The 23,832-nt window shown below is 52.1% G+C and carries 22 protein-coding genes; 15 read left to right on the top strand and 7 right to left on the bottom strand.

Annotated features, from left to right (window positions below; genetic code table 11):
* The first annotated feature begins 121 nt into the window (after window positions 1-121).
* The 12 genes from FEK66_RS18860 to yrbL all read left to right on the top strand — a co-directional run bounded on the left by FEK66_RS18860 (window position 122) and on the right by yrbL (window position 8,940).
* On the top strand, window positions 122-1,099 hold the full coding sequence (locus tag FEK66_RS18860) for a calcium/sodium antiporter (protein ID WP_130219199.1): 978 nt from the start codon (window positions 122-124) through the stop codon (window positions 1,097-1,099).
* 13 nt (window positions 1,100-1,112) lie between these two features.
* Window positions 1,113-2,099, top strand: coding sequence for an arabinose-5-phosphate isomerase KdsD (gene kdsD, locus FEK66_RS18855; RefSeq protein ID WP_130204572.1), 987 nt, complete (start codon window positions 1,113-1,115; stop codon window positions 2,097-2,099).
* Between the two features lie 20 nt (window positions 2,100-2,119).
* On the top strand, window positions 2,120-2,686 hold the full coding sequence (gene kdsC, locus FEK66_RS18850) for a 3-deoxy-manno-octulosonate-8-phosphatase KdsC (RefSeq protein WP_130204570.1): 567 nt from the start codon (window positions 2,120-2,122) through the stop codon (window positions 2,684-2,686).
* Window positions 2,683-3,258 (top strand): LPS export ABC transporter periplasmic protein LptC, encoded by a 576-nt coding sequence (lptC, locus tag FEK66_RS18845; RefSeq protein ID WP_064529518.1) that lies wholly within the window; start codon window positions 2,683-2,685, stop codon window positions 3,256-3,258. Before kdsC ends, lptC begins: the two co-directional genes overlap by 4 nt.
* Window positions 3,227-3,784, top strand: coding sequence for a lipopolysaccharide ABC transporter substrate-binding protein LptA (lptA, locus tag FEK66_RS18840; protein WP_064529517.1), 558 nt, complete (start codon window positions 3,227-3,229; stop codon window positions 3,782-3,784). Before lptC ends, lptA begins: the two co-directional genes overlap by 32 nt.
* 6 nt (window positions 3,785-3,790) lie before the next feature.
* On the top strand, window positions 3,791-4,516 hold the full coding sequence (gene lptB / locus FEK66_RS18835) for an LPS export ABC transporter ATP-binding protein (RefSeq protein ID WP_000224099.1): 726 nt from the start codon (window positions 3,791-3,793) through the stop codon (window positions 4,514-4,516).
* A 47-nt stretch (window positions 4,517-4,563) separates the two neighbouring features.
* The gene (rpoN, locus tag FEK66_RS18830) at window positions 4,564-5,997 is read left to right on the top strand and encodes an RNA polymerase factor sigma-54 (protein ID WP_135495199.1); all 1,434 of its coding nucleotides are present in this window, start codon (window positions 4,564-4,566) and stop codon (window positions 5,995-5,997) included.
* A 22-nt stretch (window positions 5,998-6,019) separates the two neighbouring features.
* Window positions 6,020-6,307, top strand: a complete 288-nt coding sequence (gene hpf / locus FEK66_RS18825) for a ribosome hibernation promoting factor (protein WP_001176602.1) — start codon at window positions 6,020-6,022, stop codon at window positions 6,305-6,307.
* Window positions 6,308-6,424: 117 nt separating this feature from the next.
* Entirely contained in the window at window positions 6,425-6,916 is a 492-nt protein-coding gene (ptsN, locus tag FEK66_RS18820) for a PTS IIA-like nitrogen regulatory protein PtsN (protein ID WP_000183677.1), read from the top strand.
* Between the two features lie 45 nt (window positions 6,917-6,961).
* A complete protein-coding gene (gene rapZ, locus FEK66_RS18815) occupies window positions 6,962-7,816 on the top strand; it encodes an RNase adapter RapZ (RefSeq protein WP_000243741.1) in 855 nt (284 codons plus the stop codon).
* A complete protein-coding gene (npr, locus tag FEK66_RS18810) occupies window positions 7,813-8,085 on the top strand; it encodes a PTS phosphocarrier protein NPr (protein WP_000216792.1) in 273 nt (90 codons plus the stop codon). The genes rapZ and npr overlap by 4 nt, the downstream gene beginning before the upstream one ends.
* A 222-nt stretch (window positions 8,086-8,307) precedes the next feature.
* Window positions 8,308-8,940, top strand: coding sequence for a PhoP regulatory network protein YrbL (gene yrbL / locus FEK66_RS18805; protein WP_135407967.1), 633 nt, complete (start codon window positions 8,308-8,310; stop codon window positions 8,938-8,940).
* Here the strand turns inward: yrbL and mtgA are convergent.
* The 4 genes from mtgA to FEK66_RS18785 form a co-directional block, all read right to left on the bottom strand.
* The gene (gene mtgA / locus FEK66_RS18800; protein ID WP_130204564.1) at window positions 8,937-9,665 is read right to left on the bottom strand and encodes a monofunctional biosynthetic peptidoglycan transglycosylase; all 729 of its coding nucleotides are present in this window, start codon (window positions 9,663-9,665) and stop codon (window positions 8,937-8,939) included. The two genes, yrbL and mtgA, sit on opposite strands and share 4 nt — an antisense overlap.
* Window positions 9,662-10,315 carry an isoprenoid biosynthesis glyoxalase ElbB gene (gene elbB, locus FEK66_RS18795; RefSeq protein ID WP_130204562.1) on the bottom strand — a complete coding sequence of 218 codons (654 nt, stop codon included), beginning with the start codon at window positions 10,313-10,315 and terminating at the stop codon, window positions 9,662-9,664. Before elbB ends, mtgA begins: the two co-directional genes overlap by 4 nt.
* Before the next feature lie 229 nt (window positions 10,316-10,544).
* Entirely contained in the window at window positions 10,545-12,881 is a 2,337-nt protein-coding gene (gene arcB, locus FEK66_RS18790; RefSeq protein ID WP_138211523.1) for an aerobic respiration two-component sensor histidine kinase ArcB, read from the bottom strand.
* 95 nt (window positions 12,882-12,976) lie between these two features.
* Complete coding sequence (locus FEK66_RS18785; RefSeq protein WP_130260175.1) at window positions 12,977-13,906, bottom strand: TIGR01212 family radical SAM protein; 930 nt, start codon at window positions 13,904-13,906, stop codon at window positions 12,977-12,979.
* Window positions 13,907-14,580: 674 nt separating this feature from the next.
* On the opposite strand from FEK66_RS18785, the gene gltB reads away from it, so the two are divergent.
* From gltB to FEK66_RS18770, 3 genes are all read left to right on the top strand, one after another.
* Window positions 14,581-19,041 (top strand): glutamate synthase large subunit, encoded by a 4,461-nt coding sequence (gltB, locus tag FEK66_RS18780; RefSeq protein WP_135495200.1) that lies wholly within the window; start codon window positions 14,581-14,583, stop codon window positions 19,039-19,041.
* Window positions 19,042-19,053: 12 nt separating this feature from the next.
* Entirely contained in the window at window positions 19,054-20,472 is a 1,419-nt protein-coding gene (gene gltD, locus FEK66_RS18775; protein WP_135495201.1) for a glutamate synthase subunit GltD, read from the top strand.
* A 183-nt stretch (window positions 20,473-20,655) separates the two neighbouring features.
* Entirely contained in the window at window positions 20,656-21,705 is a 1,050-nt protein-coding gene (locus FEK66_RS18770; RefSeq protein WP_130204552.1) for a PDDEXK nuclease domain-containing protein, read from the top strand.
* Window positions 21,706-21,764: 59 nt separating this feature from the next.
* Here the strand turns inward: FEK66_RS18770 and nanQ are convergent, their stop codons facing one another.
* From nanQ to FEK66_RS18755, 3 genes are read right to left on the bottom strand one after another with little or no spacing between them, the layout of a single operon-like run.
* Entirely contained in the window at window positions 21,765-22,229 is a 465-nt protein-coding gene (nanQ, locus tag FEK66_RS18765; RefSeq protein ID WP_135495202.1) for an N-acetylneuraminate anomerase, read from the bottom strand.
* Window positions 22,226-23,101 (bottom strand): N-acetylmannosamine kinase, encoded by an 876-nt coding sequence (gene nanK, locus FEK66_RS18760; RefSeq protein WP_135495203.1) that lies wholly within the window; start codon window positions 23,099-23,101, stop codon window positions 22,226-22,228. Before nanK ends, nanQ begins: the two co-directional genes overlap by 4 nt.
* Window positions 23,098-23,787 carry an N-acetylmannosamine-6-phosphate 2-epimerase gene (locus FEK66_RS18755; protein WP_130204546.1) on the bottom strand — a complete coding sequence of 230 codons (690 nt, stop codon included), beginning with the start codon at window positions 23,785-23,787 and terminating at the stop codon, window positions 23,098-23,100. Before FEK66_RS18755 ends, nanK begins: the two co-directional genes overlap by 4 nt.
* Window positions 23,788-23,832: the final 45 nt, after the last annotated feature.

The raw sequence follows: 23,832 nt of genomic DNA, 5'->3' as shown, positions 1-23,832 counted from the left end.
GGTTAGCGAAAGCTGGCATTTGTTTTACTTTTTAGCCGCATAAAGTCAAAATTAAGAATTCATTACGGCTTTCTGAAAATCTTCAGCGGACCGGCGAGTATACCTGAAGAAAGGACGTTAGATGCTTTTAGCTACGGCACTGTTAATTGTTGGTTTACTTTTGGTCGTTTACAGTGCCGACCGTCTGGTATTTGCCGCCTCTATTCTTTGCCGCACTTTTGGCATCCCACCGCTGATCATCGGCATGACGGTGGTCAGTATTGGTACGTCACTTCCAGAAATAATCGTTTCGCTTGCCGCGTCGCTGCATGAACAACGAGATTTAGCCGTCGGCACAGCACTCGGCTCAAACATAATCAATATTTTACTGATCCTCGGTCTGGCTGCGCTGGTGCGCCCTTTTACCGTACATTCCGATGTTCTGCGCCGTGAATTACCATTAATGTTATTAGTCAGTGTGGTGGCCGGTTCCGTACTCTATGACGGACAACTTGGTCGCAGCGATGGTATCTTTCTCCTCTTTCTGGCTGTGCTATGGCTGCTGTTCATTGTTAAACTTGCACGTCAGGCAGAACGTCAGGGGACTGACAGCCTGACCAGAGAACAGCTTGCAGAGCTACCGCGCGAAGGCGGTTTACCTGTCGCGTTTTTATGGCTCGGCATTGCATTGATTATCATGCCGGTAGCAACGCGGATGGTGATTGACAACGCCACCGTACTGGCGAATTACTTTGCCATCAGCGAGTTGACTATTGGTCTGACGGCAATCGCTATCGGCACTAGTCTGCCGGAACTGGCAACCGCGATAGCAGGTTTTCGCAAAGGTGAAAACGACATTGCTGTCGGTAATATCATTGGCGCAAACATTTTTAATATTGTCATCGTGCTGGGTTTACCCGCGCTGATAACGCCCGGGGAGGTTAACCCACTGGCGTACAGCCGTGACTGCAGCGTGATGCTGTTGGTCAGTATTATTTTTGCGTTGCTATGCTGGCGACGCTCCCGGCAATCTGGCCGTGGCATTGGGGTATTATTAACAGGCGGATTTGTCGTATGGCTGGCGATGTTGTACTGGTTATCGCCAATACTCGTTGAATAACTGGAAACGCATTATGTCGCACGTAGAGTTGCAACCGGGTTTTGACTTTCAGCAAGCAGGTAAAGAAGTCCTGGCGATTGAACGTGAATGCCTGGCAGAGCTTGATCAATACATCAATCAGAATTTCACGCTCGCCTGTGAAAAGATGTTCTGGTGTAAAGGTAAAGTCGTGGTCATGGGAATGGGTAAATCGGGACACATTGGGCGCAAAATGGCAGCAACCTTTGCAAGCACCGGTACTCCGTCATTTTTCGTCCATCCCGGTGAGGCCGCACATGGCGATTTAGGCATGGTCACCCCGCAGGACGTGGTCATTGCGATTTCTAACTCAGGTGAATCCAGCGAAATCACGGCCTTAATCCCGGTACTCAAACGCCTGCATGTACCGTTAATTTGCATCACCGGTCGTCCGGAGAGCAGCATGGCACGCGCAGCAGACGTGCATCTGTGTGTTAAAGTAGCGAAAGAAGCCTGTCCGTTAGGGCTGGCACCAACCAGCAGTACTACCGCGACGCTGGTCATGGGAGATGCGCTCGCCGTCGCTTTGCTGAAAGCGCGCGGCTTTACCGCCGAAGATTTTGCACTTTCGCATCCAGGCGGCGCACTTGGTCGTAAACTTCTGCTTCGCGTCAGCGATATTATGCATACGGGCGACGAGATCCCGCATGTCAAGAAAACAGCCAGCCTGCGCGATGCGCTGCTGGAAGTCACCCGCAAAAATCTTGGTATGACCGTCATTTGCGATGACAATATGATGATTGAAGGCATCTTTACCGACGGTGATTTACGCCGTGTCTTCGATATGGGCGTGGATGTCCGTCAGTTAGGTATTGCCGATGTGATGACGCCAGGGGGAATTCGTGTACGTCCTGGCATTCTGGCCGTTGAGGCGCTGAACTTAATGCAGTCCCGCCATATCACTTCCGTAATGGTTGCCGATGGCGACCACTTACTCGGTGTGTTACATATGCACGATTTATTGCGTGCTGGCGTAGTGTAAAGATTCAAGGATAAACAACAATGAGTAAAGCAGGTGCGTCGCTTGCGACCTGTTACGGCCCTGTTAGCGCCAATGTGATGGCAAAAGCAGAGAACATTCGTCTGCTGATCCTCGACGTTGATGGCGTATTGTCAGATGGTCTGATTTATATGGGTAACAATGGCGAAGAGCTGAAAGCGTTCAATGTTCGTGACGGTTACGGTATCCGCTGTGCGCTCACCTCTGATATTGAAGTCGCCATCATTACTGGACGAAAGGCTAAACTGGTAGAAGATCGGTGTGCAACGTTAGGGATCACCCATCTGTATCAGGGGCAATCAAACAAGCTTATCGCCTTTGGCGATCTGCTGGAAAAACTGGCGATTGCGCCAGAAAACGTGGCTTACGTTGGTGATGATCTTATCGACTGGCCAGTGATGGAAAAAGTGGGCTTAAGCGTGGCCGTAGCCGATGCGCATCCGCTATTGATTCCGCGCGCTGATTACGTGACGCGCATTGCTGGCGGTCGTGGCGCGGTTCGTGAAGTTTGCGACTTATTACTTCTGGCGCAGGGCAAACTGGATGAAGCCAAAGGGCAATCGATATGAGTAAAGCCAGACGTTGGGTTATCATTGTGCTATCACTGGCGGTACTGGTGATGATCGGCGTTAACATGACCGAGAAAGACGATACCGCCCAGGTGGTCGTCAACAACAATGATCCCACCTATAAAAGCGAGCATACGGACACGCTCGTCTATAACCCAGAAGGAGCCCTAAGCTATCGATTGATTGCTCAACACGTTGAATATTATTCCGATCAGGCCGTTTCGTGGTTTACGCAACCCGTACTTACCACGTTTGATAAGGATAAAATCCCGACATGGTCGGTTAAAGCAGATAAAGCCAAGCTAACCAATGACCGGATGCTCTATTTATATGGACACGTTGAAGTCAACGCACTCGTGCCGGACTCTCAACTTCGCAGAATCACGACGGATAACGCGCAGATCAATCTGGTGACGCAGGATGTTACCTCTGAAGACCTCGTCACGTTATACGGAACAACATTTAACTCCAGCGGTCTGAAAATGCGCGGCAACTTACGCAGCAAGAATGCCGAGCTGATTGAAAAGGTTAGAACATCCTATGAAATTCAAAACAAACAAACTCAGCCTTAATCTTGTGCTTGCCAGCTCACTTCTGGCCGCCAGCATTCCGGCATTTGCCGTTACCGGAGATACTGACCAACCGATCCACATTGAGTCGGACCAGCAATCTCTTGATATGCAAGGCAACGTGGTTACCTTTACCGGTAATGTCGTTGTGACTCAAGGCACCATTAAAATTAATGCCGATAAAGTAGTCGTCACCCGTCCGGGTGGTGAACAAGGCAAGGAAGTGATCGACGGTTACGGTAACCCGGCCACCTTCTATCAAATGCAGGATAACGGTAAGCCAGTCGAAGGCCATGCTTCCCAGATGCATTACGAACTGGCAAAAGATTTTGTCGTTCTGACGGGTAATGCTTATCTGCAGCAGGTCGATAGCAATATTAAGGGCGATAAGATCACTTACCTGGTGAAAGAGCAGAAAATGCAGGCTTTCAGTGACAAAGGTAAGCGTGTGACCACCGTTCTGGTGCCGTCACAGTTGCAGGACAAAAACAACAAAGGCCAGACCCCGGCGCAGAAGAAGGGTAATTAATTCGTTATGGCAACTTTAACTGCAAAGAACCTTGCAAAAGCCTATAAAGGCCGCCGCGTGGTGGAAGACGTCAGCCTGACCGTCAACTCCGGGGAGATTGTCGGTCTGCTGGGGCCAAACGGTGCCGGTAAGACGACCACTTTCTACATGGTCGTTGGCATTGTGCCGCGCGATGCGGGCAACATTATTATTGATGACGACGATATCAGCCTTCTGCCACTGCATGCGCGTGCGCGTCGCGGTATCGGCTATTTGCCGCAGGAAGCCTCTATTTTCCGTCGCCTCAGCGTTTACGATAACCTGATGGCGGTACTGCAAATTCGTGACGACTTATCCGCTGAACAGCGTGAAGATCGCGCGAACGAGCTGATGGAAGAGTTCCACATTGAGCATTTACGCGACAGCATGGGGCAATCGCTCTCCGGTGGTGAACGCCGTCGTGTAGAAATTGCGCGCGCACTGGCTGCGAATCCGAAATTTATCCTCCTCGATGAACCATTTGCCGGGGTTGACCCGATCTCGGTTATCGACATCAAACGTATCATTGAACACCTGCGCGACAGCGGCCTGGGCGTGCTTATCACCGACCATAACGTGCGTGAAACGCTGGCTGTTTGTGAACGCGCTTATATCGTCAGCCAGGGGCATTTAATCGCTCATGGCACGCCGACAGAAATCTTACAAGATGAACATGTTAAGCGTGTATACCTTGGGGAAGACTTCAGACTCTGATAGGGTAGAAGTTTGCGACGTTTTAGCAGGAGAGTACGATTCTGAACATGAAGCAAGGTTTGCAACTCAGGCTTAGCCAACAACTGGCGATGACGCCTCAGCTACAACAGGCGATTCGTCTGTTGCAGTTGTCCACGCTGGAGCTTCAGCAGGAGCTACAGCAGGCGCTGGAAAGTAATCCATTGCTTGAGCAAATCGACACTCATGATGAAATCGACACTCACGAAACGCCAGACAGCGAAACGCTGGATACCGCTGAAGCACTCGAACAAAAAGAGATGCCGGAAGAGCTGCCGCTCGATGCCAGTTGGGATACCATCTACACCGCCGGTACGCCATCAGGCACTAGCGGTGACTACATCGACGATGAGCTGCCGGTCTATCAGGGCGAAACGACGCAGACCTTGCAGGATTATCTGATGTGGCAGGTCGAGCTGACACCGTTTTCCGACACTGACCGCGCTATCGCCACCTCCATAGTCGATGCCGTTGATGACACCGGTTATCTGACCGTCCCGCTGGAAGATATTCTCGAAAGTATGGGCGATGAAGAGATCGACATCGATGAAGTTGAAGCAGTCCTGAAACGCATCCAGCGTTTTGATCCGGTCGGTGTGGCGGCGAAAGATCTGCGTGACTGTCTGCTGATCCAACTTTCCCAATTCGATAAAACCACGCCGTGGCTGGAAGAAGCTCGACTGATCATTAGCGATCATCTCGATCTGCTGGCCAATCACGACTTTCGCTCATTAATGCGCGTCACGCGTCTGAAAGAAGATGTGCTGAAAGAAGCCGTCAATCTGATCCAGTCACTCGATCCACGCCCCGGCCAGTCGATCCAGACCGGTGAACCGGAATATGTCATCCCTGATGTGCTGGTGCGTAAGCATAACGGCCAGTGGACGGTTGAACTGAACAGCGACAGTATTCCACGTCTGCAAATCAACCAGCATTACGCCTCAATGTGCAATAACGCACGTAACGATGGCGACAGTCAGTTTATCCGCAGTAATCTGCAGGATGCTAAATGGTTGATTAAGAGTCTGGAAAGCCGTAACGATACGCTGCTGCGCGTCAGTCGCTGTATTGTTGAACAACAGCAAGCCTTCTTTGAGCAAGGCGAAGAATATATGAAACCGATGGTGCTGGCTGATATCGCCCAGGCCGTCGAGATGCATGAATCGACGATATCTCGCGTGACCACGCAAAAGTACCTGCATAGTCCACGAGGCATTTTTGAACTGAAGTATTTCTTTTCCAGTCACGTCAATACCGAAGGGGGTGGCGAAGCCTCTTCCACGGCGATTCGTGCACTGGTGAAGAAATTAATCGCGGCGGAAAACCCAGCGAAACCGTTGAGCGACAGCAAGTTAACCTCTTTGTTGTCAGAACAGGGTATCATGGTGGCACGCCGTACTGTTGCGAAGTACCGAGAGTCTTTATCCATTCCGCCGTCAAACCAGCGTAAACAGCTCGTTTGACCCAACCGATAAGGAAGACACTATGCAGCTCAACATTACCGGAAATAACGTCGAGATCACCGAGGCCCTGCGCGAATTTGTCACCTCAAAGTTTGCCAAACTTGAGCAATATTTTGACCGAATCAACCAGGTTTATGTTGTTCTGAAAGTGGAGAAAGTCACCCACACCTCAGATGCAACACTGCATGTTAACGGTGGCGAAATTCATGCCAGCGCGGAAGGTCAGGACATGTACGCCGCCATTGATGGCTTAATTGATAAGTTGGCACGTCAGCTAACCAAGCATAAAGATAAATTGAAACAACACTAATTGTCCGGGCAATTAGCAAGTGCATGGCGGCCTGTTGTATGGCACAACAGGCCATTTGTACGGTTAATGCTCCGAATCTGCCCCACTGTTTGAGTGGGCAGATTCTTAGGTGAAATTATGACAAATAATGATACAACTCTACAGCTTAGCAGTGTTCTTAACAGGGAATGTACGCGAAGCCGCGTCCACTGTCAGAGCAAAAAACGCGCCCTGGAAATCATCAGCGAACTGGCGGCAAAACAACTTAGCCTGCCACCGCAGGTGGTTTTTGAAGCTATTCTGACGCGGGAAAAAATGGGCAGTACCGGTATTGGTAATGGCATTGCCATTCCGCACGGCAAACTGGAAGAAGATACCCTACGCGCGGTTGGCGTTTTCGTTCAGCTAGAAACACCCATTGCTTTTGATGCCATCGATAACCAGCCGGTAGACTTACTTTTTGCCCTGTTGGTACCCGCAGACCAAACCAAAACGCACCTGCACACTCTTTCGCTGGTCGCGAAACGTCTGGCGGACAAAACTATCTGCCGCCGTTTACGTGCAGCCCAGAGCGATGAAGAGCTGTATCAAATCATTACGGATACCGAAGGTACTCCGGATGAAACGTAGTTATTCTGTAATGTCTCTTTTAGACGTTGTGAGGAGAAACAGTACATGGTACTGATGATCGTCAGCGGACGTTCAGGGTCAGGCAAATCTGTCGCCCTGCGGGCGCTGGAAGATATGGGTTTTTACTGCGTGGATAACCTTCCCGTAGTGCTGTTACCCGATCTGGCTCGGACTCTGGCCGATCGCGAGATTTCTGCCGCCGTCAGCATTGATGTCCGCAATATGCCAGAGTCGCCAGAAATATTCGAGCAGGCGATGAGCAATCTGCCTGATGCTTTCTCACCGCAACTCCTGTTTCTCGATGCCGATCGTAACACGCTGATTCGTCGTTACAGCGATACGCGCCGCCTGCATCCGCTTTCCAGCAAAAACCTGTCGCTGGAAAGTGCTATCGACAAAGAAAGCGATCTGCTGGAACCGCTGCGTTCACGGGCGGATCTGATTGTCGATACGTCTGAAATGTCCGTTCATGAACTGGCAGAAATGCTGCGTACCCGCCTGCTGGGTAAACGCGAGCGTGAACTGACAATGGTCTTTGAATCTTTCGGCTTCAAACACGGTATTCCTATCGACGCGGATTACGTCTTTGACGTACGTTTCCTGCCGAACCCACACTGGGATCCGAAACTGCGTCCGATGACGGGCCTTGATAAACCTGTCGCCGCATTCCTCGATAGGCACACAGAAGTACACAATTTTATCTACCAGACGCGTAGCTATCTTGAGCTATGGTTACCTATGCTGGAAACCAACAACCGTAGCTACCTGACGGTTGCCATTGGTTGTACTGGCGGGAAACACCGTTCGGTGTATATTGCAGAACAGTTGGCTGACTACTTCCGCTCACGCGGTAAAAACGTCCAGTCACGCCATCGCACGCTGGAAAAACGTAAACCATGACCGTCAAACAAACTGTCGAAATCACTAACAAGCTGGGCATGCATGCCCGGCCTGCTATGAAACTGTTTGAATTAATGCAGGGTTTTGACGCCGAAGTGCTTTTACGTAATGACGAAGGCACCGAGGCTGAAGCCAACAGCGTTATTGCGCTGTTGATGCTGGATTCTGCCAAAGGACGACAGATTGAAGTCGAAGCGACCGGTCCGCAGGAAGTTGAGGCGCTGGCCGCCGTCATCGCCCTCTTTAACTCAGGTTTTGACGAAGATTAATCTTCGTCATTCCGACACTTAATTCCCCCAGACACGCCCCTTCCGCCCTAACGTACGAAAAAAGTACAAACCCCAAATATCCCAATTTCTCGCAAATTGTACATTTCGTGCGCTTTTCTGTAAGTATAAAACCTTAAGAAAACCTTAAAAAAGCTTGTTTAGGTTTTGTTTAAGTTAAGCCCTCATACTGGAGACGGTCAGAAAATACCTCCAGGAGATGGCATGATTCGCTTATCTGAACAAAGTCCCCTGGGCACCGGAAGACATCGAAAATGTTATGCGCATCCGGAAGATGCCCAACGCTGTATTAAAATTGTCTACCACCGTGGCGACGGTGGTGATAAAGAGATCCGCCGTGAGTTAAAGTACTATGCACATCTTGGTCGTCGTTTGAAAGACTGGAGCGGTATTCCGCGCTATCACGGTACGGTTGAGACTGATTGCGGAACCGGTTATGTCTACGATGTGATTGCCGATTTTGATGGCAAACCGTCTATTACACTGAGCGAATTTGCTAAACAATGCCATTACGAAGAAGATATCGCGCAACTGCGTCAGTTATTGAAACAGTTAAAGCGTTATTTGCAGAATAACCACATCGTGACGATGTCACTGAAGCCGCAGAATGTCCTCTGCCACCGCATCAGTGAGTCAGAAATTATCCCTGTCGTCTGTGACAACATTGGTGAAAGCACGTTGATTCCATTGGCGACCTGGTCGAAGTGGTGTTGTCTGCGTAAGCAAGAGCGGTTGTGGCGACGTTTTATCACTCAACCAGCGTTAGCTGTTGCTCTGCAAAAAGAGGCGCAACCGAGTGAAAGCAAAAAGCTCTCCCTCACCTCGCGCGAAGCCTAATACAGCTGGTGTTGTTGCAAAAACGACTCACCGCCTAACTGATGCATTTGCTGCAAAATCCACGCCTGACGGCTACGCACGTAGCCCGAAGGTGCAGTAACTTTGAAACGAAGTGGATTGGGTAATACAGCCGCCAATAACGCTGCTTCCGAACGGGTAAGTTTGCTGGCGGATTTATGGAAATAACGCTGTGCCGCTGCCTCGACGCCAAACACACCGTCGCCAAATTCGACGACATTCAGGTAAACCGTCAGGATGCGCTTTTTGCTCCAGACCGTTTCTATCCCCAGTGTTAATCCGGCTTCCAGCCCTTTTCTTACCCAGCTTCGCCCATCCCACAAAAAGAGATTTTTAGCTGTCTGCTGCGAAATTGTTGATGCGCCGCGAATGCGGTTTTCATTGCGCTCGTTGTGCGCCAGGGCTTTCTCAATGGAAGCGACATCAAAACCCCAGTGCGCGGGAAATTTCTGATCTTCTGCGGCAATCACCGCCAGCCCCATCCACGGCGAGATTTGATCCATACTGACCCAGTCAGAATGCGCCACGTAACGAAAGTTGCCATGCAGCCAGGCACTTAGCTGACGCTCGCCCATCACCGCAGAGAACGGGACTGGCGCTATACTAAACAGCGCTATACCCCCGCCCCAGAGCACAAAGAGGACAATCAGTAATCGCAGAATGAAACGGCGAACGAAACCGAACGCCGTTACGCGGCGTTTGCTCATTCCGCCAGAACCAGTACGCGGGAAACCAGCTTATCAATACCACTTGCTGCTTCCGCAATGTTCTGTGCCAACATATACGCAGGTGTGGTAACAATCTTATTGTCTTCATCAACGACAATATCATCTACCGGACATGGCACATGCTCCGCGCCCATATCTTCCAGCACTTCTGCGGTATCGATATCAGTACCGATAGTCAAACGCAGCGGGAAATTGAAGATTTTCGGCAACATTGCCGGGGCAATGCACATAAAGCCAAGCGGTTTTCCGGCCTGATGCATTGCCAGCGCCAGCGCCTTTAACTCACGGTCCACGCTGCATTCACTGCCAAGACTGGCAAAATCACTCAAATTCTTTGCCGCGCCAAATCCACCCGGCACAATTAACGCATCCAGTTCGGCGGCATCAGCCTGTGCCAGAGGGCGGATCTCACCACGCGTAATACGCGCCGCTTCAATCAACACATTGCGCGTTTCCGCCATTGCTTCACCGGTTAAATGGTTAATGACATCAACCTGCTGCTTATCTGGAGCAAAACAAACTGCCTGCGCGCCGCTGCGAGATATCGCTAATAACGTCAATACCGCTTCATGAATTTCAGAACCGTCATAGACGCCGCATCCGCTCAGAACTACGCCAATTTTCTTCATTGTGATCATCCTTTCCCAATTGACTGAAACACATTAATTTTTTTAATAAAAACGCTACGCATCACACATTTAACTGATTCATGTAACAAATCATTTAAGATTTGCTATCTTAACTGCATGCGGCCTGAAAAACAGTGCTGTGCCTTTGTTACTTATCATAAAAAATTACGGCGCAGCCAAGATTTCCCTGGTGTTGGCGCAGTATTCGCGCACCCCGGTTTAGCCGGGGTCATTTTTTAGCAGCTTTTGCCACCCACGCTTTCAGCACTTCTACGTCGTGACGCCACTCTTCTTTCATCTCTTCAATCCATTCACCAACATTATCTTCCCATGCAGGAAGATCGGGAGACTGAATTTGCTGACCCAGCTGTTGTAAATGGCGTAACCCCACAGAACCTGCTGCGCCTTTAATTTTATGTCCTTCCTCAACGATGCCTTTTTTGTCCTGTGCCGTCAGGTTCGACTCCAGTACGCTGACATATCCCGGCATCATCTTCTCAAACACGGCCAACCCGTCGGTAATCAACTTCGGTCCTACAAGTTCGAGATACTGTTCCAGCATGGGAATATCGAGCAATGCTTCTGATTTACCACTCTCTTCTGTCGTCACCGTGCTCTCCTCATCATCCTGGGTATCCCAGAATTTCTTGATCATCGCGGTTAGCGCCGGAACAGAAAGCGGCTTACTTAGCACATCATCCATTCCAGCATTGATGTACTCTTGTTTATCTTTCAGCACGTTGGCGGTTAAGGCCACCAGCGGTGGTAAATCTTCACGCGGATAACGCTTCGTCAGTTCGCGTGATATATCCAGCCCGGTCATATCTGGTAACTGAATATCCAGCAATACAAGGTCGTATTCGCCCGGCTTAAACATCTCCAGTGCTGCCTTACCAGACATCGCCACATCAACGCTGTTGCCCAGTTTTTCCAGCACCGAACGGGCAACGATGACGTTCAGCTCAATGTCCTCTACCAACAGCACATTCAGCGCCGGTAAAGGCATATCATTTTCGTCAAACGCATCATCCACTTCTTCCGCCACCGACGGCGCGTGGATCGTCAGGGTAAAGGTAGAGCCTTTACCTTGTTCGCTGGTGACAGTGATATCACCGCCCATATTTTTCGCCAGTCGACGAGAAACCGCCAGGCCAATACCCGTACCGGTTGCAGGTTTGCCACCGTGGCTGTCTTTCACCTGATAATACATGGCGAAAATTTTATCCAGTTCATTCTGTGGAATACCGATGCCGGAGTCTTCCACTTCAAAATGCAGCATGTCGCCTTCGTCATAACGTACGCGAACAGTCACCTGGCCCTTCTGGGTAAATTTCACAGCGTTACTGATTAAGTTCCACAGGATCTGGCGTAAGCGAGTCCCGTCGGTAATCACCTGATGCGGCAGCGGCAGTGTTGGTTCAAGAACAAAGCGCAAGCCTTTTTGTTGCGCCTGCAGTGCGGAGAGGTTTTCCAGATCGGCCAGGAAACTGGTGAAATCAACCGGCTGGTTATCGAGCTGAACTTTACGTCGCTCCATCTTATCCATATCAATAATATCGTTGAAGATATTCCCCAAAGTGATGGCGGAAACATGGATAGTTTTGAGATATTTTTCCTGCTCGGCGGTGAGCTCTGTATCCAGCAGAATTCGGCTTAAGCCGACGATACCGTTCAGCGGCGTACGCAACTCATGACTGATGGTGGAGATAAAGGTTGTTTTGTCGCGGCTGGCGCGTTCGAGCGCATCCTGATAACGCTTACGCTCGGTAATGTCGCGGCCGAACCCCATCAAGCCGTGGCGTTTACCCACGCGGTCGTAGTACGGCACTTTACGGATTTCAAAGCAGGCTTTGCGTCCATCCGGATAATCCAGCCACTGCTCATAGGTCAGTGACACATTATGACGGAACACCTTCTCGTCGGTTTCAATGACTTTCGCTGCGGCTTCCGGCGAGTAAACGTCCGCAGGTTTCAAATGCACCAACTGTTTTTCGCTTTTCCCGGTCAGCAGTTCCATCGCACGGTTACAGCCGGAAAACTCTTTATCTTCGTTACGGTAAAAAACCAGATCGGGTGAAGCATCAAGGAAGGAACGTAAGAACGAAGATTGTTGTTCGAGTTGAATTTGCGTCTCTTCGCGCTCTTTGATTTCAATTTTCAGCTGACCGAAGGTTTCCTGCAGTTCTGCTTCTGCTTTTTCACGAACGGCGATTTCCTGATTTAGCTGGGCAATATTATCTTTTAACTGAACGTTGAGGCTTAGATCGCGCTCGCGCATCTCCTCCAGCTTTTGTACCAGACGTGACAGGCGTTGCCGTGACTCCTCGAGTTGCTCAACGACTACCGAAAGAAAGTAGACCGCCCATGGCGTAATCAACAAACCAAAGAAAATAGAGCGGATAACATCAATGCTTTCGACCTGACCATGCAGCACCATGGTTACCGCCATTTGTACCACAATGGCAAGAACGACGAGGGCCAGCGCCAGCAACATTGAGAAGCGCACCAGACCTAACTTCATCATCAGGTCAACATAGTACTGCGCCAGCAGACGAATTTGCTTCATTAGGGGATTCCTTCACGACAACCTGCCCCAATAATACCCAATTCTGACAGTTACGTTATAAATTGTGTGAGAAATGCGGAATTCCCCTCAATGGCCTACGCCGTTGGAGGTAGCCACGGACGTCCCAGCGCCGATCCCTGTACGCCATGTTCAGTAAGATAGCGATCCAACTCAACCATCCCCGTCCAGCGATTTTCACACCATAGCGGTGCAAGTAGCGTCGGGCGACGGGCGCTGGCGGAAATGCGGTGGTAGATCACTTCCGGCGGCGTATGGCGAATCATTTCTCCGGCAGTGAGCGTGTAATCTTCCAGTTCGATACCGTTCAAACGCCCCGCTTCCCAGGCTTTCGCCATAATGCTGCCTTTCACAATATGCAGCGGATGCAGTTTTATGCCGTCCACGCCGGTTTCAACCACTCGCTCCAGCGTTTGCAAACATTCAGCCTGCCCTTCGCCAGGCAGGCCGACAATTAAGTGAGAACACACCTTCAGCCCGCGCTCACGCGCCAGCTGCGTCGTGCGCTGATAGCAGGCAAAATCATGACCGCGATTGATGCGATGCAGCGTTTTGTCGTGTGCGGTTTGCAGCCCCAGTTCCAGCCACACTTCATAGCCCTGGTCTTTATATTCACAAAGCAGATCAAGCACTGCATCTGGCACGCAGTCCGGGCGCGTACCAACACACAAACCAACGATATTGGCCTGGCTTACCGCCTGTTGATACATAGAACGCAGCACCTGAACTTCCGCAAAGGTGCTGGTATAGGCCTGAAAGTAGGCCAGATAGCGTTTAGCGCGGTTAACTAAATTCGCCTGGTGCGCCAGTTGCTCGGCAATGGAACGATGTTGCTGCGCTTCATCGGCAAACGAGGCAACATTACAGAATGTGCAGCCGCCGCGCCCGATGGTACCGTCACGGTTAGGGCAGCTAAAACCGCCGTGCAGCGTCAGCTTATGCACCTTTTGCCCATAGCGACGGGTGAGATCACCACCAAACATATTGACTAATTTCTGTAACTGCATAATCTGATAGACCGCGCCTTGAAAAGAGGCCAAAGCCTGCCATTTTTAGCTCAATTCGGCGATGACCTGGATCAATCGTCCCGGCCTGCTTTTATCAACTGCATAATCAATCAAAATTTCCGAAATTTCATGCATAATCACATAAATCACTTTTGCTTATCTTGTGTCAGATTTTTTTATCTCCTTATGGATTTTAGGCAAAAACAGTAGCATGAAACGTCATTACCAATTAAGGCAGTATAAAATGCTGGTTTTCTCGTCAGTTCAAGGCAGGATAAGGGTTAACACGCCTTAATGACAGTCAGGAATTGGCTGTTTCTCTAACGACGTCCCTTTTAGCCTTAAATAGAAAATCTATTTTAATTTCAGCTAATTAATAAAGAATTTTGCGCTAAAGCACATTTTTGTACCAATAAGCTTGCCATTTGACCTGTATCAGCTTTCCCGATAAGTTGGAAATCCGCTGGAAGCTTTCTGGATGAGCAGCCTGCTCATCATATTTATGCAGTAATTGAGATCCCCTCTTCACCGTATTAACCGATGCGAAAAGGACAACAAGGGGGCGAATGCGAGGCGCGCGTATGACACGCAAACCCCGTCGCCACGCTCTTTCTGTGCCCGTGCGTAGCGGTTCGGAAGTGGGGTTCCCGCAGAGCCTGGGGAGGTTCACTGATATGTTGTACGATAAATCCCTTGAGAAGGATAACTGTGGTTTCGGCCTGATCGCCCACATAGAAGGCGAACCTAGCCACAAGGTAGTGCGTACTGCAATACACGCACTGGCCCGAATGCAGCACCGTGGTGCGATTCTCGCCGATGGTAAAACCGGTGACGGTTGCGGCCTGCTATTACAAAAACCGGATCGCTTTTTTCGCATCGTTGCGCAGGAGCGCGGCTGGCGTTTAGCAAAAAACTACGCCGTCGGGATGCTCTTCCTGAATAAAGATCCTGAACTCGCCGCTGCCGCACGCCGCATCGTTGAAGAAGAGCTGCAACGTGAAACCTTGTCGATTGTGGGCTGGCGTGATGTCCCCACTAACGAAGGCGTGCTGGGTGAAATCGCCCTCTCTTCTCTGCCACGCATTGAGCAAATTTTCGTTAACGCTCCGGCTGGCTGGCGTCCGCGTGATATGGAGCGCCGTCTGTTTATCGCCCGCCGCCGCATTGAAAAGCGTCTCGAAGCCGACAAAGACTTCTACGTCTGTAGCCTGTCGAATCTGGTGAACATCTATAAAGGTCTGTGTATGCCGGCAGATCTGCCGCGCTTCTACCTGGATCTTGCGGACCTGCGTCTGGAATCGGCTATCTGCCTGTTCCACCAGCGCTTCTCCACTAACACCGTACCACGCTGGCCGCTGGCGCAGCCGTTCCGCTACCTGGCGCATAACGGCGAGATCAACACCATTACCGGTAACCGCCAATGGGCGCGCGCCCGTACCTATAAATTCCAGACGCCACTGATCCCTGACCTGCACGACGCCGCGCCGTTCGTCAACGAAACCGGTTCCGACTCCAGCTCGATGGATAACATGCTGGAACTGTTGCTGGCTGGCGGGATGGATATCATCCGCGCCATGCGCCTGTTAGTACCACCCGCCTGGCAGAACAACCCGGATATGGACCCGGAACTGCGTGCCTTCTTTGACTTTAACTCCATGCATATGGAGCCGTGGGATGGCCCGGCGGGCATCGTGATGTCTGACGGTCGTTTTGCCGCCTGTAACCTTGACCGTAACGGTCTGCGTCCGGCGCGCTATGTCATCACCAAAGATAAGCTCATCACCTGCGCCTCTGAAGTCGGTATCTGGGATTATCAGCCTGACGAAGTGGTCGAAAAAGGCCGCGTCGGGCCAGGCGAACTGATGGTAATCGACACTCGCAGTGGGCGCATTCTGCACTCGGCAGAAACCGATGACGATCTGAAAAGCCGCCATCCCTATAAAGAGTGGATGGAGAAAAACGTCCGCCGTCTGGTACCGTTTGAAGATCTGCCCGATGAAGAAGTAGGTAGCCGCGAACTGGACGACGACACGCTTGCCAGCTACCAGAAACAGTTTAACTACAGCGCGGAAGAGCTGGACTCTGTAATCCGTGTGCTGGGCGAAAACGGCCAGGAGGCGGTCGGTTCGATGGGCGACGACACTCCATTCGCCGTGCTCTCCAGTCAGCCGCGCATTATTTACGACTATTTCCGTCAGCAGTTTGCGCAGGTAACCAACCCGCCAATCGACCCGCTGCGTGAAGCGCACGTTATGTCGCTCGCCACCAGCATCGGTCGTGAAATGAACGTCTTCTGTGAAGCAGAAGGCCAGGCGCACCGTTTAAGCTTTAAATCGCCGATTCTGCTCTACTCCGATTTCAAACAGCTCACGACGATGAAAGAGGAGCACTACCGCGCAGATACGCTGGATATCACCTTTGACGTTACTAAAACCACGCTCGAAGCGACGGTCAAAGAGCTGTGCGACAAAGCCGAAAAAATGGTACGTAGCGGCACTGTGCTGCTGGTGCTCTCCGACCGGAATATCGCTAAAGATCGCCTGCCGGTTCCGGCCCCGATGGCGGTTGGCGCGATCCAGACTCGTCTGGTCGATCAAAGCCTGCGTTGCGATGCCAACATCATCGTCGAAACCGCCAGCGCCCGCGATCCGCACCATTTCGCCGTGTTGCTGGGCTTCGGCGCGACGGCTATTTATCCATACCTTGCCTATGAAACGCTGGGCCGCCTGGTAGACACTCAGGCGATTGCTAAAAATTATCGTACCGTGATGCTGAACTACCGTAACGGCATCAACAAAGGCTTGTACAAAATCATGTCCAAAATGGGCATCTCCACCATCGCCTCTTATCGCTGCTCGAAACTGTTTGAAGCGGTCGGCCTGCACGATGATGTAGTGGGCCTGTGCTTCCAGGGCGCGGTCAGCCGCATTGGTGGGGCAAGCTTTGAAGACTTCCAGCAGGATCTGCTGAACCTCTCGAAACGAGCCTGGCTGGCGCGCAAGCCCATCAGCCAGGGCGGCCTACTGAAATATGTGCACGGCGGCGAATACCACGCCTACAACCCGGACGTGGTGCGCACGCTGCAACAGGCGGTCCAGAGTGGCGAGTACAGCGACTATCAGGAATACGCGAAGCTGGTTAATGAGCGTCCGGCAACAACGCTGCGCGATCTGCTGGTAATTACGCCGGGTGATGAAGCGATCAACATTGCTGATGTTGAACCGGCAAGCGAACTGTTTAAACGCTTCGATACCGCTGCAATGTCTATTGGCGCATTAAGCCCGGAAGCGCACGAAGCGCTGGCAGAAGCGATGAACAGCATCGGCGGTAACTCGAACTCCGGTGAAGGTGGTGAAGACCCTGCCCGCTATGGCACCAACAAAGTGTCGCGCATCAAGCAGGTGGCTTCCGGTCGATTCGGTGTTACTCCGGCGTACCTGGTCAATGCCGACGTCATTCAGATTAAAGTCGCCCAGGGCGCGAAGCCGGGTGAAGGCGGTCAGTTGCCGGGCGATAAAGTCACGCCTTACATCGCCAAACTGCGCTATTCGGTGCCGGGTGTGACACTGATCTCCCCGCCGCCGCACCACGATATCTACTCTATCGAGGACCTGGCGCAGCTGATTTTCGACCTCAAGCAGGTCAACCCGAAAGCGATGATCTCCGTAAAACTGGTGTCCGAACCGGGCGTCGGTACCATCGCGACTGGCGTGGCGAAAGCTTATGCCGATTTAATCACCATCGCAGGCTATGACGGCGGTACCGGCGCAAGTCCGCTGTCGTCGGTGAAATATGCAGGCTGCCCGTGGGAACTCGGTCTGGTGGAAACCCAGCAGGCGCTGGTTGCCAATGGTCTGCGTCATAAAATTCGTTTGCAGGTTGATGGCGGCCTGAAAACGGGTGTCGATATCATCAAAGCGGCAATTCTCGGCGCAGAAAGCTTCGGCTTCGGCACTGGCCCAATGGTCGCGCTCGGCTGTAAATATCTGCGTATTTGCCACCTGAACAACTGCGCAACGGGCGTAGCAACTCAGGATGACAAGCTGCGTAAGAATCACTATCACGGCCTGCCGTTCAAGGTGACGAATTACTTTGAATTTATCGCCCGTGAAACCCGCGAGCTGATGGCACAGCTGGGCGTAACGCGTCTGGTGGATCTGATTGGTCGCACCGACCTGCTGAAAGAGCTGGACGGTTTCACCGCCAAACAGCAGAAACTGGCGCTGTCGAAGTTGCTGGAGACTGCCGAGCCACATGCAGGTAAGGCACTCTACTGCACCGAAAACAACCCGCCGTTTGATAACGGCCTGCTGAACGCGCAGTTGCTGCAACAGGCGAAACCGTTTGTCGATGAATGCCAGAGCAAAACCTTCTGGTTCGATATCCGCAACACCGACCGTTCTGTCGGCGCGTCGCTCTCAGGCTATATCGCCCAGACGCACGGCGATCAGGGGCTGGCTGCCGATCCTATCAAAGCGTACTTCAACGGCACCGCAGGCCAGAGCTTCGGCGTGTGGAACGCAGGCGGCGTAGAGCTGTACCTGACCGGCGATGCCAACGACTACGTCGGTAAAGGCATGGCGGGCGGCTTAATCGCCATTCGTCCTCCGGTTGGCTCAGCCTTCCGCAGCCATGAAGCAAGCATTATCGGCAACACCTGCCTGTACGGCGCGACCGGTGGTCGTCTGTATGCCGCAGGCCGCGCGGGTGAACGTTTCGGCGTGCGTAACTCTGGTGCAATTACCGTGGTAGAAGGCATTGGCGACAACGGCTGTGAATATATGACGGGCGGTATTGTCTGTATTCTGGGTAAAACCGGCGTTAACTTCGGCGCGGGCATGACCGGCGGCTTCGCTTACGTTCTCGATGAAAGCGGCGATTTCCGCAAACGCGTTAACCCGGAACTGGTCGAGGTCTTAAGCGTTGACGATCTGGCGATCCATGAAGAGCATCTGCGTGGTCTTATCACCGAGCATGTGCAGCATACCGGTTCCCAGCGTGGTGAAGAGATTCTGGCAAACTGGTCAACCTTCGCCACTAAATTCGCGCTGGTTAAACCGAAGTCCAGCGATGTAAAAGCACTGCTGGGTCACCGTAGTCGTAGCGCAGCAGAGTTGCGCGTGCAGGCGCAGTAAGGGGTAGCAACAATGAGTCAGAATGTTTATCAATTTATCGACCTGCAGCGTGTTGATCCGCCAAAGAAACCGCTGAAGATCCGCAAAATTGAGTTTGTTGAAATTTACGAGCCGTTTTCCGAAGGCCAGGCCAAAGCGCAGGCTGATCGCTGCCTGTCGTGCGGCAACCCATACTGCGAGTGGAAATGCCCGGTACACAACTACATCCCGAACTGGCTGAAGCTCGCCAACGAGGGGCGTATTTTTGAAGCGGCGGAACTGTCGCATCAGACCAACACGCTGCCGGAAGTATGCGGACGTGTCTGCCCGCAAGACCGTCTGTGCGAAGGTTCCTGCACCCTGAACGATGAGTTTGGCGCGGTGACCATCGGCAACATTGAGCGTTATATCAATGATAAAGCGTTCGAAATGGGCTGGCGCCCGGATCTGACAGGCGTGAAACAGACCGGTAAAAAAGTGGCGATTATCGGCGCAGGCCCGGCGGGTCTGGCGTGCGCGGATGTCCTGACGCGCAACGGCGTAAAAGCGGTCGTCTTCGACCGTCACCCGGAAATCGGCGGCCTGCTGACCTTCGGTATTCCGGCCTTCAAGCTGGAAAAAGAGGTAATGACGCGCCGCCGTGAAATCTTCACTGGCATGGGCATTGAGTTCAAACTCAATACCGAAGTGGGTCGTGACGTACAGCTGGACGATCTACTGAATGATTACGATGCTGTATTCCTTGGCGTCGGGACTTATCAGTCAATGCGCGGCGGGCTGGAAAACGAAGACGCCGATGGCGTGTACGCAGCGCTGCCGTTCCTCATCGCCAACACCAAACAGTTAATGGGCTTTGGTGAAACCAACGACGAACCGTTTGTCAGCATGGAAGGTAAACGCGTGGTGGTCCTTGGCGGTGGCGACACTGCGATGGACTGCGTGCGCACGTCTGTACGCCAGGGGGCAAAGCACGTTACCTGTGCCTATCGTCGTGATGAAGAGAACATGCCGGGTTCCCGCCGCGAAGTGAAAAACGCGCGGGAAGAAGGCGTAGAGTTCAAATTCAACGTCCAGCCGCTGGGTATAGAAGTGAATGGCAACGGCAAAGTCAGCGGCGTAAAAATGGTGCGCACAGAAATGGGCGAACCGGATGCCAAAGGCCGTCGCCGCGCGGAGATCGTGGCAGGGTCAGAACATATCGTTCCGGCAGATGCGGTGATCATGGCGTTTGGTTTCCGCCCACACAGCATGGAATGGCTGGCGAAACACAGCGTCGAGCTGGATTCCCAAGGCCGCATCATCGCCCCGGAAGGCAACGACAACGCTTTCCAGACCAGCAACCCGAAAATCTTTGCTGGCGGTGATATCGTCCGTGGTTCCGATCTGGTGGTGACCGCTATTGCCGAAGGTCGTAAGGCGGCAGATGGGATCATGAACTGGCTGGAAGTTTAAACTCTGTCCCAGCGCCGCCTCCTCAGAAAAGAGTCGGCGCTGAAATTCTCCTTTCTTTCTGGAAAACGCCTCGCATAATCTGAAGAAAACCAATGTAATACGCTCATCTGGATTGTTACCGGCAGATGCCCGGCGTATAGCTGATTCCATTATTCAACACAGCTCCATATAAAGGGAAAGATAATGGAATCGCTCTCATTTCAAACCACCGCAGGCTACCAGCAAATCCACGACGGCATTATTCACCTGGTCGATAGTGCCCGGACGGAAACGGTACGTAGTGTTAACGCGTTAATGACCGCGACGTATTGGGAAATTGGCCGACGAATTGTCGAATTTGAACAAGGTGGTGAGGCTCGGGCCGCGTATGGTACGCAGCTAATCAAGCGGCTATCAAAGGATTTAAGTCTAAGGTATAAGCGTGGGTTCTCTGCAAAAAACTTACGCCAAATGAGGCTTTTTTACCTTTTTTATCAACATATTGAAATTCGGCAGACACTGTCTGCCAAATCTTTGCCTCTGCCCTGGTCCACTTATGTCCGCTTGCTTTCCGTTAAAAACGCTGACGCCCGCAGCTTTTATGAAAAAGAGACGCTCCGCTGTGGCTGGTCTGTTCGCCAGCTAGAGCGGCAAATTGCGACCCAGTTTTATGAGCGGACATTACTGTCATATGACAAATCAGCCATGCTGCAACAACACGCTCCTGCCGAGACGCATATTCTTCCGCAGCAGGCGATACGCGATCCCTTTGTGCTCGAATTTCTGGAATTAAAAGATGAATACTCAGAATCTGATTTTGAGGAGGCGCTGATCAACCACCTGATGGATTTCATGCTGGAACTTGGGGATGATTTTGCCTTTGTCGGTCGACAACGAAGGTTACGCATTGATGACAACTGGTTTCGGGTCGATCTGTTGTTTTTCCACCGCCGTTTACGCTGCCTGCTAATCGTCGATCTAAAAGTGGGCAAATTTAGCTATAGCGATGCCGGACAAATGAATATGTATCTCAACTACGCCAAAGAGCACTGGACGCTACCGGATGAAAATCCGCCCATCGGTCTGGTTCTCTGTGCAGAGAAAGGAGCCGGAGAAGCACATTATGCTCTGTCAGGTTTGCCTAACACCGTTCTGGCAAGTGAATATAAGATGCAACTACCTGATGAAAAACGACTCGCGGATGAACTCGTTCGAACACAGGCGGTGCTGGAGGAAGGCTATAGACGCCGTTAATTTCAGCGGTTTCGAATTCTGCAGACGGTGTCTGCAGAATCTTTAAAACGAACTAAGTTTTAAGCCATTAAATCAGCCTTAACCTTCACCACAACCTTTTTAATCTCACCAGGTTCGCCAACAACGCATCCCGGTTTATGCGGTTCTCCTGGCATAAACACTGCGAACATTCCCGGTTTCAGGATGATGGCTTGCTCGTTCTCAATGGCGTTGCAAAGCTGGTAATCATCATCATGGTGGAACTCTTCACACTGGCGCGCAGTGCCTGCCATGCCAAACAGAATCCGTTCCTCACCGTTTAATAACAGCTGGATATCAATGTACTGTTGGTGCAATTCCGCTTTTTTCTCAACGGGCGATTGAGTGTTAAACGTCATGACATTCATAAAGATATTATCGCCCTGTAATTCGTAACGACCCGGTGTTTTTTCTTGCGGTCTGGCAGCTAATGCCAGCGTTAACGCGTCCTGTAATGCAGGATGTAATCCGGCAGACGGTAATGACTGTACTTCACCCATCATCATAATTTTTCTCCCTGGGCCAACAGCGCAGCCCCAAGTAAACCTGCATCATGGCGGTAGTGCGCCGCCAGTAAATCAACATGAAATGCCGCTGGCTCCTGCGCCAGATACGTTTCCACTAACGCCAGATACCCTTCTGCCAGACCAACGCTGCCACCGACCACTACGCACTGGCAATCAGTTGTGGCTTTAATATCAGCGATCAGCCTTGCAAGCGTACGTGCGGAGCGGTGAATCAGTTGCTGCGCCTGTTCGTCGCCCTGCCCGGCGCGCGTGAAAATGGTTTTCGCATCCGCGCCAGCCAATTCCCCCTGCGCTGCCGCTGCAATGCCGCGACCAGAAGCAATCGCTTCCACGCAACCTGTGCGTCCACAGCCGCAGACCGGGCCGTGTGGATCGGCAAGCGTATGCCCGATATGCCCCGCCAGACCACCAGGGCCGGTCAGCAACTTGCCGCCGCTCACTACACCGCCGCCGACGCCAGTGGAAACGGTGATAAACACCATCTCGGTTACATCGCCTTCCAGCGCCTGATACTCCGCCCATGCTGCGGCCTGCGCATCATTAATGGCAATGGTCGGCAAATCAGTAAGTTGCTCCAGCGTTTTGACTAACGGAAAGTGTAGCAATCCACCGAGATTATGCGGATTCAGCGCCAATAAGCTGCCGTCGCGAATAATTCCGGTTGAAGCGATAGCAACCCGCTGCGCATGAGCGTGTAACGGGGAGACTAATGCGGATAAGGCATCACGCAGCGCCTGCGGCGTCTGGCTGGCAGGCGTAGGAAGTTCTCGGCGATCGCGGATCTGCCCGTCAGCGCCAATCAGCGCGGCGGCAAGTTTAGTACCGCCGATATCAATCGCCATTGTGGTCATAGCACCGCCTTTTTCATCGCGTTGTTGTACCACTGACAAATATGTTCAAGACGTGTGATAGCAGAACCGACCGTCACCGCCCATGCACCGTGGCGCATTGCATCTGCCGCCTGGGATGGCGTGTTGTAACGCCCTTCGGCAATCACCCGACATCCGGCGTCACTCAATGTTTTCACCAGCGCCAGATCCGGCTCTTCTGGCGTTTCAGGCGTGGTATAGCCAGAAAGCGTAGTACCAATAATCTCGGCGCCCAGCTTTTGGCATGCCAGGCCGTCTTCCGGCGTTGAACAGTCGGTCATCGCCAGTAAACCGTGATGGTGAATACGTGCCAGCAGCGTTTCAACAGGCACCGGACGCGGTCGGTCGGTGCCGTCAATCGCGATAATGTCTGCGCCCGCCTGCGCCAGCGCATCAACATCTTCAATATAGGCCGTGATGCGTACCGGAGAATCCTCCAGATCGCGTTTCACAATCCCGATAATCGGCACACTCACCACCGCACGCGTGGCTTGCAGATTTGCCACACCTTCGATGCGAATGGCAACCGCACCCGCCTGCTCTGCCGCTAATGCCATGGCAGCGACGATTTCCGGTTTATCGAGTGGGCTGTCAGGCACCGGCTGGCAGGAGACAATCAGGCCACCGTTGGCAGCGATTTTTTGATCCAGTTGTGCAAGTAACGACATACTTCTTCCCTTAGCAAAAGGCCCGGCACATGGCCGGGCAACAGG

This window comes from Escherichia sp. E1130, assembly GCF_005781065.1.
GTDB lineage: Bacteria > Pseudomonadota > Gammaproteobacteria > Enterobacterales > Enterobacteriaceae > Escherichia.
The sequence above is the reverse complement of the archived record's forward strand: the minus strand, read 5'-3'. Positions and strand labels throughout refer to the sequence as shown.

Bases quoted from the DNA above. Each gene is read 5' to 3' on its own strand.
- FEK66_RS18860 (WP_130219199.1), top strand. From the start codon at position 122: ATGCTTTTAGCTACGGCACTGTTAATTGTTGGTTTACTTTTGGTCGTT.
- kdsD (WP_130204572.1), top strand. From the start codon at position 1,113: ATGTCGCACGTAGAGTTGCAACCGGGTTTTGACTTTCAGCAAGCAGGT.
- kdsC (WP_130204570.1), top strand. From the start codon at position 2,120: ATGAGTAAAGCAGGTGCGTCGCTTGCGACCTGTTACGGCCCTGTTAGC.
- lptC (WP_064529518.1), top strand. From the start codon at position 2,683: ATGAGTAAAGCCAGACGTTGGGTTATCATTGTGCTATCACTGGCGGTA.
- lptA (WP_064529517.1), top strand. From the start codon at position 3,227: ATGAAATTCAAAACAAACAAACTCAGCCTTAATCTTGTGCTTGCCAGC.
- lptB (WP_000224099.1), top strand. From the start codon at position 3,791: ATGGCAACTTTAACTGCAAAGAACCTTGCAAAAGCCTATAAAGGCCGC.
- rpoN (WP_135495199.1), top strand. From the start codon at position 4,564: ATGAAGCAAGGTTTGCAACTCAGGCTTAGCCAACAACTGGCGATGACG.
- hpf (WP_001176602.1), top strand. From the start codon at position 6,020: ATGCAGCTCAACATTACCGGAAATAACGTCGAGATCACCGAGGCCCTG.
- ptsN (WP_000183677.1), top strand. From the start codon at position 6,425: ATGACAAATAATGATACAACTCTACAGCTTAGCAGTGTTCTTAACAGG.
- rapZ (WP_000243741.1), top strand. From the start codon at position 6,962: ATGGTACTGATGATCGTCAGCGGACGTTCAGGGTCAGGCAAATCTGTC.
- npr (WP_000216792.1), top strand. From the start codon at position 7,813: ATGACCGTCAAACAAACTGTCGAAATCACTAACAAGCTGGGCATGCAT.
- yrbL (WP_135407967.1), top strand. From the start codon at position 8,308: ATGATTCGCTTATCTGAACAAAGTCCCCTGGGCACCGGAAGACATCGA.
- mtgA (WP_130204564.1), bottom strand. From the start codon at position 9,665: ATGAGCAAACGCCGCGTAACGGCGTTCGGTTTCGTTCGCCGTTTCATT.
- elbB (WP_130204562.1), bottom strand. From the start codon at position 10,315: ATGAAGAAAATTGGCGTAGTTCTGAGCGGATGCGGCGTCTATGACGGT.
- arcB (WP_138211523.1), bottom strand. From the start codon at position 12,881: ATGAAGCAAATTCGTCTGCTGGCGCAGTACTATGTTGACCTGATGATG.
- FEK66_RS18785 (WP_130260175.1), bottom strand. From the start codon at position 13,906: ATGCAGTTACAGAAATTAGTCAATATGTTTGGTGGTGATCTCACCCGT.
- gltB (WP_135495200.1), top strand. From the start codon at position 14,581: ATGTTGTACGATAAATCCCTTGAGAAGGATAACTGTGGTTTCGGCCTG.
- gltD (WP_135495201.1), top strand. From the start codon at position 19,054: ATGAGTCAGAATGTTTATCAATTTATCGACCTGCAGCGTGTTGATCCG.
- FEK66_RS18770 (WP_130204552.1), top strand. From the start codon at position 20,656: ATGGAATCGCTCTCATTTCAAACCACCGCAGGCTACCAGCAAATCCAC.
- nanQ (WP_135495202.1), bottom strand. From the start codon at position 22,229: ATGATGATGGGTGAAGTACAGTCATTACCGTCTGCCGGATTACATCCT.
- nanK (WP_135495203.1), bottom strand. From the start codon at position 23,101: ATGACCACAATGGCGATTGATATCGGCGGTACTAAACTTGCCGCCGCG.
- FEK66_RS18755 (WP_130204546.1), bottom strand. From the start codon at position 23,787: ATGTCGTTACTTGCACAACTGGATCAAAAAATCGCTGCCAACGGTGGC.